Annotated in this window: 10 protein-coding genes; 8 read left to right on the forward strand and 2 right to left on the reverse strand. The window is 69.7% G+C overall.

Going from position 1 to position 13,764, the window contains the following annotated elements:
* Positions 1 to 163: 163 nt before the first annotated feature.
* Genes ACFYY8_RS21215 through ACFYY8_RS21245 form a run of 7 tightly spaced genes read left to right on the forward strand, consistent with a single transcriptional unit; the run spans position 164 to position 11,588 of the window.
* Positions 164 to 1,612 carry a class I adenylate-forming enzyme family protein gene (locus tag ACFYY8_RS21215; RefSeq protein WP_390043354.1) on the forward strand — a complete coding sequence of 483 codons (1,449 nt, stop codon included), beginning with the start codon at positions 164 to 166 and terminating at the stop codon, positions 1,610 to 1,612.
* Positions 1,609 to 2,850 (forward strand): condensation domain-containing protein, encoded by a 1,242-nt coding sequence (locus ACFYY8_RS21220; RefSeq protein WP_390043356.1) that lies wholly within the window; start codon positions 1,609 to 1,611, stop codon positions 2,848 to 2,850. Before ACFYY8_RS21215 ends, ACFYY8_RS21220 begins: the two co-directional genes overlap by 4 nt.
* A complete protein-coding gene (locus tag ACFYY8_RS21225; protein WP_352008511.1) occupies positions 2,829 to 3,059 on the forward strand; it encodes a phosphopantetheine-binding protein in 231 nt (76 codons plus the stop codon). Before ACFYY8_RS21220 ends, ACFYY8_RS21225 begins: the two co-directional genes overlap by 22 nt.
* A complete protein-coding gene (locus ACFYY8_RS21230; RefSeq protein ID WP_390043359.1) occupies positions 3,052 to 3,987 on the forward strand; it encodes a thiamine pyrophosphate-dependent dehydrogenase E1 component subunit alpha in 936 nt (311 codons plus the stop codon). The genes ACFYY8_RS21225 and ACFYY8_RS21230 overlap by 8 nt, the downstream gene beginning before the upstream one ends.
* Positions 3,984 to 4,958: an alpha-ketoacid dehydrogenase subunit beta gene (locus ACFYY8_RS21235; RefSeq protein ID WP_390043361.1), complete on the forward strand. Its 975-nt coding sequence runs from the start codon at positions 3,984 to 3,986 to the stop codon at positions 4,956 to 4,958. The genes ACFYY8_RS21230 and ACFYY8_RS21235 overlap by 4 nt, the downstream gene beginning before the upstream one ends.
* On the forward strand, positions 4,951 to 6,168 hold the full coding sequence (locus ACFYY8_RS21240) for a 2-oxo acid dehydrogenase subunit E2 (protein WP_390043363.1): 1,218 nt from the start codon (positions 4,951 to 4,953) through the stop codon (positions 6,166 to 6,168). The genes ACFYY8_RS21235 and ACFYY8_RS21240 overlap by 8 nt, the downstream gene beginning before the upstream one ends.
* Complete coding sequence (locus tag ACFYY8_RS21245) at positions 6,165 to 11,588, forward strand: amino acid adenylation domain-containing protein (protein WP_390043365.1); 5,424 nt, start codon at positions 6,165 to 6,167, stop codon at positions 11,586 to 11,588. The genes ACFYY8_RS21240 and ACFYY8_RS21245 overlap by 4 nt, the downstream gene beginning before the upstream one ends.
* A gap of 362 nt (positions 11,589 to 11,950) precedes the next feature.
* Here the strand turns inward: ACFYY8_RS21245 and ACFYY8_RS21250 are convergent, their stop codons facing one another.
* Entirely contained in the window at positions 11,951 to 12,175 is a 225-nt protein-coding gene (locus ACFYY8_RS21250; protein ID WP_390043367.1) for a hypothetical protein, read from the reverse strand.
* A gap of 514 nt (positions 12,176 to 12,689) precedes the next feature.
* Between ACFYY8_RS21250 and ACFYY8_RS21255 the strand changes: the two genes are divergently transcribed.
* Positions 12,690 to 13,406, forward strand: a complete 717-nt coding sequence (locus tag ACFYY8_RS21255; RefSeq protein WP_390043368.1) for a GntR family transcriptional regulator — start codon at positions 12,690 to 12,692, stop codon at positions 13,404 to 13,406.
* Between the two features lie 13 nt (positions 13,407 to 13,419).
* Here ACFYY8_RS21255 and ACFYY8_RS21260 read toward each other — a convergent pair whose 3' ends face one another.
* Positions 13,420 to 13,557 carry a hypothetical protein gene (locus ACFYY8_RS21260; RefSeq protein ID WP_390043370.1) on the reverse strand — a complete coding sequence of 46 codons (138 nt, stop codon included), beginning with the start codon at positions 13,555 to 13,557 and terminating at the stop codon, positions 13,420 to 13,422.
* Positions 13,558 to 13,764: the final 207 nt, after the last annotated feature.

A 13,764-nucleotide genomic window follows, 5' to 3' on the forward strand; every position in this document is an offset into this window, starting at 1 on the left:
TCCAGGCCTATCCTGACAACCTTCCCAAAGGGCTTGCGTGGCCGTGGCGATCATGTAAGACTGGCGCTCGTTTTACAATAGTAAAGATTCTTTCCTGTAGAGACCTCGGGCGCTCTTTATGCGCCGGGTTCATACATCCGATCTTTTGTGGGAGGTTCACTTGGTGAACCTGACCGTTCCCCAGTTGCTCAGAGACCGGGCCGCAGCCGACCCGGACGGGGTCGCGTTGATCGTGCACGGCTCAGCGCCGCTCACCTATCTCCAGTGGCACCAGAGAGCGACCGCGATCGCGAACGGCCTGGTAGCCCGGGGTGTGACCAGGGGCGACAGGGTCGGTCTCGTCTTCGGGAACGCGGACTGGGCGGACTACGCGGCCGCCTTCTGCGGCGTGCTCGCGGCCGGAGCGGTCGCCGTGCCGCTCTCCGACCGCCTGGCCCCCGCCGACCTGCGCTTCATGCTGGAGCACTGCGGGGCGAGCGGCGCCGTCCACGCCGCGGGCCTCGACGCGCCCGGAGTCGGCTGGAGCGCGACCCCGGACGAGCTGCGTGCGGAAACGTCCTATGAGATCGCCGATCCCGCACCCGGAGACCTCGCGCAGATCCTCTACACCTCCGGCACGACGGGCCGTCCCAAGGGCGTCTCGGCCACCCACGCCAACCTGGCGTACGGCTGCGGCGCGAAGCGACGTCCCTTCGCGCACTCGCGCCACCTGGTGCACGCCTTCCCGATCGGCACGAACGCCGGCCAGGCCATGCTGATCAACGCCCTCGACGCCCACCCCGCCGTGGTGACGCTGCCGCGCTTCACCCCGGGCCGCTTCGCGACGCTGATCGAGTCCTACCGGGCGGGCACCGTCTTCCTGGTGCCCGCGATGGCCATCGAACTGCTCAACGCCGGGATCGGTGACCGCCACGACCTGTCCAGCGTGCTGCTGCTCGGCTCGGCCGCCGCGCCGCTGCCCTCCGCCGTCGCCGAGGCGCTCACCGTCGCCTTCCCCAATGCGACGATCACCAACTACTACACCTCGACCGAGGCCGCCCCCGCGCAGACGGTCATGATGTTCGACCCCGAGCGTCCGGGCAGCGTCGGCCGCGCCATCGCCGGGGGACGGGTCAGGATCGCCACCGCCGACGGCCACCCGCTGCCGCCGGGCGAGACCGGCGAGGTGTGGATGCGCTCCCCGGCCGCCCCGCGTTCCTACTACGGCGACCCGGACAGCTCCACCTTCCGCGACGGCTGGGTGCGGATGGGCGACCTGGGCCGCATCGACACCGAGGGCTACCTCTATCTCGTCGACCGCGAGGGCGACGTCGTGAAGTCCGGCGCCTACAAGGTCTCCACGATCCACGTCGAGGAGGCCGTCTACCAGCACCCCGCCGTGGTCGAGGCCGCCGCCTTCGGCGTGCCGCACCCCGTGCTCGGCACCGTCGTCGCCGTCGCGATGGCCACCAAGGTTCCGCTCGCCCCCGAGGAGCTGCGCGTCTTCCTCAAGGACAGGCTGGCCCCGCACGAGCTGCCCGCGCACGTGACCACCCTCGACGCCCTGCCGCGCAACAACGGCGGCAAGGTCGACAAGCGCGCCCTGCGCGCGAGCATGGAGCGGGTGCCGTGAACGCCGGGCACGAGGTCACGTTCACCCAGCAGGGGATGTGGGTGACCGAGCAGCTCGTCGGCGCGGGCACCGCCTACCACATGCCGCTGCTGATCGGCCTGGACGGCGACCTCGACGCGGACACGCTGCTCGCCGCGTGCGCCGCGCTCGTCGAACGCCACCCCATGCTCGGCCAGGTGGCCGCCGAGGCCGAGGGCGGGCTGCGGCTCGTCCCCGGTGCCGACGTCCCGGTGCGCAGCCTGCGGGTCACCGAGGGCGTCGAGGCCGCGGTGCGGGAGGAGATCCTGCGCGGCTTCGACCTGGAGAAGGGGCCGCTGGCCAGGTTCACCCTGCTGGAGACGGGACCGGGCCGTCACGTGCTCGTCTTCGTCGCCCACCACCTGGTCTTCGACGGCCACTCCAAGGACGTGCTGGCCGGCGACCTGGCGGCGCTGTACAACGGGGAGCCGCTCACGCCGCTGGCGTCCCTCGACCACGGCGCCATGGAGCGGGAGCGGGTCGCCGCCCTGCTGCCCGAGGCGCGGGACTTCTGGAAGTCCCGCTGGCGGGAGCAGGGTGAGACCGTGCTGCTCGGGCGGACGCTGCGCTCCCGGCGCGCGGGCGAGGGGCGGGAGCTGAGCTTCACCGCCGTCCCCTCGGCGGTTCCCGGGCTGACCCGCTTCGAGACGCTGCTGGCCGCCCTGCACGTCCTGCTCAGGGGATACGGCAACGACCGGGTGACCACCGCCGTCGACCTGTCCACCCGGCCGAAGGAGGCGGCGGGCCACATCGGCCTGTTCGTCAACGAACTGCCGGTCTCCTCAGCACCCTCCGTCGAGGAGGACTTCGGGTCCTTCGCGACCGCACTACGCGCGGGGCTGCGCGAGGTCTACCGGTTCCGTCAGGTTCCGCTGGTCCGCGCGATGCCCCGCATCCGGCCGCACGCCGCGCTGGTTCCCGTCTCCGTCAGCTACCGCACCCGCCGCGACGCCGACCCGGTCTTCACCGGTCTCGACGCCTCGGTCGAGTGGACGGTCTTCAACCACGCGGTGAGAGGCGCGCTGCACCTGCAGTGCGTCGACGGCCCCGGTGGGCTCACGGTCAGCCTTCGCTATGACCCAGAGGTGGTTTCGGACGCCCGAAAAGTGGCCGACGACCTGCGTCTTCTTCTGGAACGCGCCACCTCCGCCCCCGAAAAACCGATCAACACGCTACTGAACGACACTCTGGAGAAGAGATGGGTTCCGTCACCACCCTGACCGACCAGGTACGCGAGATCTGGGAAGAAGTCCTGGGCATCTCGCCGATCGACGAAAACGACGACATCTTCGACCTGGGCGGCCACTCGCTGACCATCACCCAGATCATCGCCCGGATGCGCAAGCGGCTCGACGTCGAGGTCTCCCTTGACGACTTCTTCGACAACCCGACCATCTCGGGGATCGTGGAGTCCCTCGGAGATGACTGAGACCCTCGACCGGCTCAGGCTGTCGCGTCTCGGCGACGACGACCTGGAACTGCTGCTCCTGGTCAGGCACTTCGAACTGAAGCTCTTGGAGCTGTACGGCAAGGGTGACCTGAACGGCACGACCCACACCTGCCTCGGGCAGGAGTACGTCCCCGTCTCGCTGACCCCGCTGCTCGGCGAACACGACCACGTCTTCAGCAACCACCGGGGCCACGGCCACTACCTGGCCAGGTTCCGCGACCCGCACGGCCTGCTCGCGGAGATCATGGGCAGGCAGGGCGCGGTCTGCGGGGGAGTCGGCGGCAGCCAGCACATCCACCGTGACCGTTACATGTCCACCGGCGTCCAGGGCGAGAGCATGCCCGTCGCCGCGGGCGTCGCCCTGCACCTCAAGCGCGCCGAACCGGGCGCGCTCGCCTGCGTCTACATCGGCGACGGCACCTGGGGGGAGGGCGCCGTCTACGAGGCGCTGAACCTCGCCGCCCTCTGGCGGCTGCCGCTGATGGTCGTCGTGGAGAACAACGGCATCGCCCAGTCCACCCCGACCACGGCGCAGATGGCCGGGAGCGTGGCGAGCAGGGCGGCGGCCTTCGGCATCACCCACCATCTGGTCGTCTCCACCGACGTCAACGAGATCAGGGCCTCCCTTGAGGAACCGGTCGCCGCGGTGCGGTCGGGCAGACCCCTGATCGTCGAGTTCGCCACCCACCGGCTCGGCCCGCACAGCAAGGGCGACGACATCCGCCCGGCCGACGCCGTACAGGCGGCCAAGGACAACGACTGGTACGTCCGCTACGCCAACGACCACCCCGACCACTTCCACCGGCTCGACGGAACGGTCAGGGCCCAGGTCGAGGCCATCGCGGAGGAGATCGCCGCGCGTCCGCCCTCCCGCTGGGAGGCGTCGTCTTCTCGGGGGACGTCGTGAGAGTCGGGGAGAACCTCAACGAGGCCCTGCACGGGCTGCTCGACGACGACCCCACCGCCTACGTGATCGGTGAGGACGTCCTCGACCCCTACGGCGGAGCCTTCAAGATCACCAAGGGTCTCTCGATGCGCTTCCCGGGGCGGGTGATCGGCACCCCCATCAGCGAGGGCGCCCTGACCGGCGTCGCCGCCGGCCTGGCCCTCACCGGCAACACGGCCGTCGCGGAGATCATGTTCGGTGACTTCGTCGCGCTCGCCTTCGACCAGATCTGCAACTTCGCCAGCAAGTCGGTCTCCATGTACGGCAGCCGCCTGCCACTGCGGATGATCGTGCGCTGTCCCACCGGCGGCGGCAGGGGATACGGCCCCACGCACAGCCAGAGCATGCAGAAGCACTTCATCGGCATGCCCGGCCTGTCGTTGTACGAGATGTCGCCCTTCCACGACAACCGTGAGGCCCTCGCCTCGATGCTGGGACGCGGCGAACCCTGCCTGTTCTTCGAGGACAAGGTCCTCTACACCCGGCAGATGGGCCGGACCGACCCGATGTTCCCGGTACGCCGCGACGGCGAACTGGCCATCGCGGAGGCCGACGGCAGACCCGACTGCGTGATCATCGCACCGGGCGGCATGGCGCACCGGGCACTGGCCGCGATGCGGACCCTGCTGCTCCAGGACGAGATCTCCTGCCGCCTGCTCGTCCCCTCCCGCCTCTACCCGCTGGACGTCGAGGCGCTGCTGCCGTACGTGGGCGGCGTCGTCCTCGTCGCCGAGGAGAGCACGGCGGGCGGCACCTGGGGCAGTGAGGTCGCGCACCTCCTGCACGAGCGCGTGTGGGACCGCCTGCGCGGCCCCGTCCGCCTCGTCCACTCGCGGGACAGCGTCATCCCCACCGCTGCCCACCTGGAGAGCGAGGTCCTGGCCGGGGAGTCCACGATCCACCACGCCGTACGAGAGGCCCTGCGTGGCTGACATCCGCGTCCCCAAGCTCAACAACAACGACAGCGAGTACCTCGTCGTGGCGTGGCTCGTCGAGGACGGCAAGCCGGTCAGGGCCGGCGAGCCCGTCGTGGTCCTGGAGACCTCGAAGGCGGCCGACGAGCTGGAGGCCGAGGAGTCCGGCTACCTGCACCACGGCGCCGCTCTCAACACCTGGGTCACCCCCGGCGCGCTGCTGGCCAGGATCACCGAGGAACCCCAGGCCCCGCCCGCCGAGGTCGTTCCCGACGCCGTCCCGGCTCCTGTCGTGGCGGCCCCCGCGGCTGTCACGGTCGCCCCGGCGGCTGTTCCGGCAGCCGCCTCGACGGCCGTTCCCGTCAGTGTCCCCAGCAGCGCTCCCGCCGACGCCCCCGCGCCACGCGACCCCGTCATCACCGACCCCGCCCGCGCCCTCATCGCCGAACTCGGCATCACCCCGGAGCAGATCGCCTCCCTCGGTCTCGGCGTCATCCGCCGCGCCGACGTGGAACGCCTCGCCGGCCTCACCCAGGAACCGCCCGCCCCGCAGGCCGTACCCGAGGAGCTCGACGAGGCGGCGCGGCACACCCTCTCCCGGGTGCAGCGGGCCGTCGCCAGGGCCGTCACCACCTCGCACAGCACGATCCCCGCCGCCTACACCGTCGTGAAGTTCGACGTCGGCCCCGCCCTGGAGCGCACCAAGGACCTCAGCAGGCAGGTCCGCAGGCCGGTCGGGCTCACCGAACTGTTCGTGCGGGCCGTGGCCGCCCTGCACCCCGAGTTCCCGCTGTTCTTCGCCGCGGTGGAAGGCGACGGCGCCAGGCTCTCCGACGCCCCGCGCGTCGGCGTCACCTTCGACATGGGGGAGGGACTCTACGTCCCGGTGGTCCGCGAGACCGGGACGCTCAAGGAGATCGCCGACACGCTGATGCGCTACCGCCTGGCGGCGGCCGAAGGCGACTTCAAGGAGAGGGACCTCACCGGCGCCAACATCGCCGTCACCCTCCACACCGACGCCGACGTCGTCCTCGCGGTCCCCCTTGTCTTCCCGGGGACGGTCTGTGCGCTCGCGATCACCTCGCCACAGCCGGAGCTCGTCCTCGGGGAGGACGGCGCGGTGACGACGAGGACCGTCGCCAACATCGGCCTCGCCTACGACCACCGACTGATCAACGGCCGGGACGCCGCACACTTCCTGGCCGCCCTCCGGACGGAGCTGCAATGACCGAGACAACGCTGTCGGACGCCAAAAGGGCACTGCTCGCCCAGCGGCTCCGGCGCCGGGAGGAGTCCCGGACCATCACGGCCCGGGACCCCTCAGTCACCCCACCCCTGTCCCACGCCCAGGAACGCCTGTGGTTCCTCGAGCAGTACCGGCCGGGGACCACCACCTACACCGTTCCCGTCGCGGTGCGCCTGCGCGGCGACCTCGACGAGAACGCGCTGCGCCGCGCCCTCGACGAGATCGTCGTCCGCCACGAGGCGCTGCGAATGCGCTTCCTCACCACCGAGGACGGCACGCCGGAGCTGGTCGTCGACGGGCCCCGCCCCGCCGAGCTGCGCGTCACCGAGGCCGACGACCTGGACGCCGCCGTCGAACTCCTCGACGACGAGGTCGCGACGCCGTTCGACCTGGAGACCGGGCCGCTGCTTCGGACCCTCCTGGTACGGCTCGCCCCCGACGACCACGTCCTGCTGCTGGCCGCCCACCACACCGTCGTCGACGGCTGGTCCGTCGACCTCGTCATCCGTGAGCTGCTCGCCCTGCACGACGGCAAGACCCTCAAGCCCGCCCAGGTCGGCTACGGCGACTACGCCCTCTGGCAGCGCGGACGCGACCACCGCCGCGAGGTCGACCACTGGCGCGAGAAGCTCGCCGGGCTGCCCGCCATCGAACTGCCGACCGACCGGCCGCGCCCCGCCGAGCAGGGCTACGAGGGCGCCTCCCTCGACTTCGCCGTCGACGCCGACCTCACCGCGCGCCTGACCGAACTGGCCAAGTCCTCCGGCGCGACGCCGTACATGACGTTGATGGCGGCCTTCCAGGTGCTGCTGGCGCGCTACTCGGGGCAGACGGACTTCGCGGTCGGCTCCCCGGTCGCCGGGCGGGGCCTGCCCGAGCTGGACGACGTCGTCGGCATGTTCGTCAACACGCTGGTGCTCCGCGCGGACCTGGCCGACGACCCGGCCTTCACCGACTTCCTGGCCCGCACCAGGGAGACCGCGCTCGACGCCTTCGCCCACCAGGAACTGCCGTTCGACCAGCTCGTCAACGAGCTCAACGTCGTCCGCGACGTCAGCAGGTCACCCCTGGTGCAGGTCACCTTCGCGCTGCAGAACTACAAGGCGGGCGAGGAGGACGGGCGTATCTCCTACGTCTCCATGCCCGTCAGGACCACCCGCTACGACCTGGCCCTCTACCTCTTCGAGAGCCCCGACGGCCTGGTCGGCAACTTCACCTACAACACGGCGCTGTTCGACCCGGAGACCGTCGAGCTGCTCGGCTCCCGCTTCATCACGCTGCTGAGCTCCATCGTCGACTCCCCGGACACCCGGGTCGGCGAGCTGTCGCTGCTGTCTGAGCAGGAGCGGGAACTCGTCCTGGGCTTCGGGTCGAGCACCGACCTCGTGCCGACCGGTCACGACCTGCTCCACGAGATCGTCACCGCGCAGGCCGGGCTCACCCCCGACGCCCCGGCGGTGACCCACGAGGACGACACCTACACCTACGCCCAGCTCGACGAGCGCTCCGGCCGGATCGCCGCGCTCCTGCGCAACCGGCACGGCATCGGCCCGGACAGCAGGGTCGGGGTGCTGCTCGACCAGTCCGCGGACGTGGCCGCCGCCCTGCTCGGCGTGCTGAAGTCCGGCGGCGCCTACGTGCCCCTGGACCCCAAGCAGCCCCGCGACCGCCTCGCCTACATGCTTGAGGACTCGGGGGCCGCCGTGGTGATCACCACCACGGACCTGGCCGACCTGGTCTCCGGCCCCCCGCTCGTCCTGCTCGACGCCGAGGCGCTTGAGGAGACCGAGTTCGACGACCCCGGTGTCATCCCGGGCAACCTGGCCTACGTCATCTACACCTCCGGTACCACCGGGCGCCCCAAGGGCGTCGGCGTGCAGCACCGGCAGGTGCTGAACTACCTGGCCGGGGTCAGGGAGCGCTTCGCCGTCGAGCCCGCGGGCGTCTACACCCTGCTGCAGTCGCTCTCGTTCGACTTCGGTGTGACGATCTTCTACCTGTCGCTGATGACCGGTGGCGAACTGCACCTGGTCGACCCGCAGGCGCCGGTCGAGGAACTGGCCGAACAGCTCGGCCGTACCGACTACATCAAGATGACTCCCTCCCACCTCGCGTCGCTGCTCGCCGACCCCGACGTGAACCCCGCCGAGCTGCTGCCGCGCAAGCTGCTCGTCCTCGGCGGCGAGGCCTCCAAATGGAGCTGGGCCCGCGAACTGACCGGGCACACCAGGGTCGTCAACCACTACGGCCCGACCGAGGCGACGGTCGGCATCTCCACCCACGCCGTCACCGACGAGGCCGAGCGTGCGCTGAACCTGCCCATCGGCAGGCCGCTGCCCGGCGCCAGGGTCTACGTGCTCGACGAGCACCTGCGGCTCGTCCCGCCCGGCATGACCGGCGAGATCTACCTCGGCGGCGACCGGCTCGCCCGCGGCTACCTCGGCCAGCCCGGTCTGACCGCCGACCGTTTCCTGCCCGACCCGTACGGCGAGCCCGGCGCCCGCATGTACAAGACGGGCGACCTGGGCCGCTGGCTGCCCTCGGGGGACCTGTGCTTCCTCGGTCGCCGTGACCTGCAGGTCAAGGTCCGCGGCTACCGCGTCGAACTGTCGGAGATCGAGTCCGTCCTCACCGACCAGCCCGGCGTCGCCCACGCCGTGGTAGACCTGCGTGAGGACCGTCTCGTCGCCTACCTTGTGGGAGAGAAGACGACCGTCGGCGAACTGCGCGCCTCACTCGGCGAGCGGCTCCCCGAATACATGATCCCGGCACGCTTCGTCTGGCTGGACGAGCTGCCGCTGAAGTCGCACGGCAAGGTCGACCGGGCCAGGCTGCCCGAGCCCGACGAGGAACGCCCCGATCAGGAGGCGGGTTTCGTCCCGCCGGGGACACCGATCGAAGAGGCGATCGCCTCGGTGTGGGCCGCGGTGCTCGGCCTGGTCCAGGTCGGCGTGCTGGACGACTTCTTCGACCTGGGCGGACATTCGCTGCTCGCCGCACAGGTGGTGGCCCGCCTGCGGAAGGCTCTCCCCGCAGGCGGGCGCCAGGTCAGCATCCTGGACCTGTTCAAGTACCGGACCGTGCGCGAACTGGCCGAGGTCGTCGAGGCGGGCGAGAGCGGCCCCCGGCTGCTGCTGCACCGCCTCACCCCCGCCAGGGCCACGACCTCCAACCTCGTCTGCGTGCCGTACGGCGGCGGCAGCGCGGCCATCTACCAGCCGCTGGCCGACGCGATGCCCAAGAAGTGGGCGCTGCACGCGGTCGCGGTACCCGGCCAGGAGATGGGCCTGATCGAGGAGACCCGCCCGGTGGCCGAGGTCGCCGAGGGCTGTGTCGAGGAGATCCTCAAGGGGGTCAAGGGCCCGCTGACGCTCTACGGCCACTGCGGTCTCGGCGTCATGCTGACCGTGGAGATCGCCAGGCGCCTTGAGGCGGCCGGCCGTCAGGTCGACGCCATCTACCTCGGCGGCGTCTTCCCCTTCGCCAGGCCGCAGTCGGCGCTGGCGTGGATGGCGAACCTGACCGACAAGCTCCGCAGCGACCAGGTCTGGGCCAACGCCCTGCAGGCCGCCGGTCTCGACGTCGACGACCTCGGCCGCGAGGAGCTCAAGCTGGTCATCGACAACCGGCGTAAGGGCACCAGGGAGGCCGAACGCTACTTCACCCGCCTGTTCGAGGAGGGGGTCGAGCCGCTCAAGGCGCCGATCATCTCCGTGGCGGGCGAACGCGACCCGGCGACCGAGTTCTACCAGGAACGCTTCCGCGAGTGGCACCTGCTGACCGACTCGACCGCGGCGGTCGTGCTCGACGAGGCGGGCCACTTCTTCCTCAAGTACCGCGCCGAGGAACTGTCGGTCATCCTCACCGGCACCCACAAGGCCATCGCCTCCGGCGAGACCGAGGAGCTGCGCCGTACGGCCCGCTCCACCTGGTGGCTCGAAGGTGTCTCCAACCGCTCGGAGGGCGCCCCGGCTCCCGCCTCGGACGGCCAGGCCGTACCGGAGAGCGGGCCGAGGACCGGGCCGAAGCCGAGCATGCGGCGCTTCGCCGCGGTGGCGGCGGGCCAGCTCATCTCGATCGTCGGATCGTCCCTGACCGAGTTCGCCATCCCGCTGTGGATCTACATCCACACCGGCTCGCTCGTCAGGTTCGCCCTGTTCTCGGTGCTGGCGCTGGTGCCCGGCATGCTGGTCGCCCCGCTCGCGGGCACCCTCGTCGACCGCTACGACCGGCGAAAGATCATGCTCGCCGGTGACATCGGGGCCTTCGGCACGCAGTTCATCATGGGCGTGTTGCTGTGGACCGGCAATCTGGACGTCTGGCAGATATATCCGCTGCTCGTGGTGTTGTCGGTCGCGCTCACCTTCCAACGACTCGCCTACAACTCGGCGATCCCACAGCTGGTCCCCAAGCGCTTCCTCGGCCACGCCAACGGCGTCGTTCAGATGATCACCGGTACCGCCCAGCTGATCGTCCCGCTGGTCGCCGTCGGTCTGATGGCGGTGATCGGCCTGGAGGGCATCCTCGCCCTCGACGTCGCCTCCTACGTCTTCGCCATCGGGGTCCTGCTGTTCGTCCGCTTCCCCAAGACCATGGCCTGGAAGCGCAGGGAGACCCTCGTCGCCGAGATGGTCGAGGGCTGGAAGTTCTCCTGGGGCGTCAAGGGCTTCCGCGCGATGCTGTTCTTCTTCGCCTTCCTCAACGTCTTCCTGTCCCCGCTGTTCCTGCTCATCTCCCCGCTGGTGCTGGGCTTCGCCACCCTTGAGGACGTCGGCCGGGTCTCCTTCTTCGGCGGCCTGGGCGTCTTCATCGCGGGTCTGGCCATGACGATCTGGGGCGGCCCCAGGCGGCAGCGGCTGCGCGGAGTGATGCTCTCCACCCTCATCCTGTCGGTCTTCTGCCTGGTCGTCGGCTTCCAGCGCAACCTCGTCATCGTCTCCATCGGTGTCTTCGGGATGTCGTTCTGGCTGACCATGCTCAACGGCGTCTACGCCACGATCATCCAGGTCAAGGTGCCGCAGCGCTTCCACGGCCGGGTCATCGCGCTGAACACGCTCATCGCGTGGTCCACGCTGCCCATCGGCTTCGGCCTGGTCGCGCCGTACGGCAGCGCGATCTTCGACCCGCTGATGATGCCGGGCGGCGCGCTCGCCGACACCTTCGGCGCCGTGATCGGCACCGGCCCGGGACGCGGCGTCGGCCTGATGTACGTCCTGTTCGCCTTCGCCATCGCCGCCATCGCGGTGGCCGGACTGCGGATCAAGACACTGGCCAGGTTCGACGAGGAGGTGCCGGACGCGCTCCCCGACGACCTGGTCGGTTTCCAGACCGTCCAGCGGCGCCAGGAGTCGCTCGCCGAGGTCGTCCCCATCACCGCCAAGAAGCAGCCAACCGGAGTGTGACCCTCTGTTCTTCTGATGCTTTTCCTGCTCTTCTGACGTTTTTCGACCGGGTTCGGGCGTGTTCCGCTGCGGTACACGACCTTCCGGTGCGTGACTTCTGAGCACGTGCCGGGGAACCCGGGTCGCTGACCGGACTCCCGCCGGTCGGTTCCCAGCGGAAGTACCTCCCCACTGGGAATCGGCCGACGGGTCCTTCCCGCCGAGCGCCCGGCGGGGAGAAGTCCCGGCGGACGGCGAGGGCGACGCGGTGTGGGGTACCCGCGTCCGTCCCCGCTCCGTCCGGCCGGGGCGAAGACAGGCACGGCGGGGTGAGGCTCTCCCCGGACCCCCTTGCCGGGACACCCCACCCCGCCGCGCCCGTCTCACCCGCCCTCGTCACCGAACCAGACGAGGTCGGAGTGCAGCCGCCTGGCGGCGCTCTGCGCGCTGTTCCACAACCCGTGACCACGGCCGTCGGCCCCGATGGTCGCCGCCTGCCCGCAGGGCAACGTCAGCCCGTAGGCCACCACCTCGGCCTCCTCGCCCTCCCAGCCTTCCTGAACCAGTGCGAACACGCGGGGCACGTGCTCCTCGTTGATGTTCTCCATGCCGGTACTTCTTGTTGCCGGGTGTTGGTTTCCCGGTCCCTGAGACGAGACCTCACAGGACTTCTTGATGCGAGCCGATGCCCGCAGGTGTGGCCAAGTTGTTCGAGGCCGCAAGGGGGTGCTCGGGCTGGTGCGTTCGTTCGCGACTGATCTTTCTGCGAGCTGCGTCCGGGCGCTGTTGTTCGGTGGAGTTCTGGTTCTCGCTGAATCTCAACAGGCATATGAAAGCTGGACATAGGGAGCTTTCTGGTCGGGAGGATCATGCCTTCGTCCTGCCAGAATGATACGTCCTTGACGTCAAGGCAACAAGGAGATTCGAGAGTGGAGACATTGCCTCCTTGTCGATAAGGTGCGAGAAGTACCTGTGTGGCGGCCGCAGATGCACGCATGCGCGTCGTAGTGAGGGGATGAGCTCATCGTCCTCATGAGGGGGCGTGACTTGATCTGTCGGACGAGGGCGCTTGCGCCGATGCCGATCTCATCGCTCCTGTAGAGATCTCAACGGAGGGAAGCTGTGAAGCCCGATACCCGAGACCAGTCCGAGCGGATCGCCGCTGACCTTCGTGCTCAGATCATGGCCGGGCAGATTCCACCTGGTGCGCAGCTTCCGTCCATTCCGGCGCTGGCCGCCAAACGTGGTGTCTCGACGACCGCCGTGCAGACCGCCTGGCGCATCCTCAAGGCGGAGGGCTATCTCGTCAGCGAGACGGGCAAGGGGGTGTTCGTGCGTGATCGTCACCAGTTCACGGTGAACGCCGCCGCGTACTTCGACCCGGCCGAACGAGGGGTCAAATACAAACTGCTCGATGTCGCCGAGGTCACGGCGCCTGCCGATGTCGCCGCCGCTCTTGGTGAGGAAAGGGCCGTGCTGCGGCGCCGGCTGACACTTCGCCAGGACGAGCCGGTAGAGCTGTCCTGGTCCTACTACCCGGTCAGCCTGGCCGCGGGGACTCCTTTGGCGGGACGGGGCAAAATCCGGGGAGGCGCACCGCAGGTCCTGCACGACCTCGGTTACCCGGAGCGTGAGTTCGTGGACCGCCTGTCGGTTCGCCCGCCGACGACCGAGGAGGCGGAGGCCCTCGACATTCCGCAGGGGGTTCCCGTTCTCCGGCAGTTCCGCACGGTGTACTCCACCGACGAACGGCCGGTGGAGGTAAGCGTGATCATCAAGCCGGGACACCTCTACGAACTGTCCTATCGCCAGTCCGTCTCCGTGGACGACCGGAAGTAGTCGTCACTCCAGGTCAGGACGAGGACTGGCGGAGTTCTCGGGTGGCGGTTCGGTAGGCGTGGCCTATGTGGGTGAGCAGGCCCAGGAGCAGGGGGATCTGTTCCGGCGTGTAGTACGCGCCGCTCTCGTCGGGGTCCTGAGGACTCCTCACTATCCTGCTCGCCCACCGGTCCCTGACCCGGACCAGCTTTGCGAGCTGCCAAGCGTGCCGGATACGCCTCGTCGTTCTGGACGGCGCCCTCGTCTCGACCGATCGAGTGGCCGCCGATCGCCAATACCACTCTGGTAAGCGCCGCCAGCACGGGATGACCATCCAGGTCCTGGCCGTCCGGACGACACGCTGTTGTGGACCCCGGCT

The sequence above is a fragment of the Streptosporangium sp. NPDC001559 genome, from assembly GCF_042893955.1.
In the GTDB taxonomy this organism is placed as follows: Bacteria; Actinomycetota; Actinomycetes; order Streptosporangiales; family Streptosporangiaceae; genus Streptosporangium.

Excerpts from the sequence above, each read along its gene's own strand:
- ACFYY8_RS21225 (WP_352008511.1), top strand. The coding sequence starts at position 2,829 with ATGGGTTCCGTCACCACCCTGACCGACCAGGTACGCGAGATCTGGGAA.
- ACFYY8_RS21230 (WP_390043359.1), top strand. The coding sequence starts at position 3,052 with ATGACTGAGACCCTCGACCGGCTCAGGCTGTCGCGTCTCGGCGACGAC.
- ACFYY8_RS21245 (WP_390043365.1), top strand. The coding sequence starts at position 6,165 with ATGACCGAGACAACGCTGTCGGACGCCAAAAGGGCACTGCTCGCCCAG.
- ACFYY8_RS21250 (WP_390043367.1), bottom strand. The coding sequence starts at position 12,175 with ATGGAGAACATCAACGAGGAGCACGTGCCCCGCGTGTTCGCACTGGTT.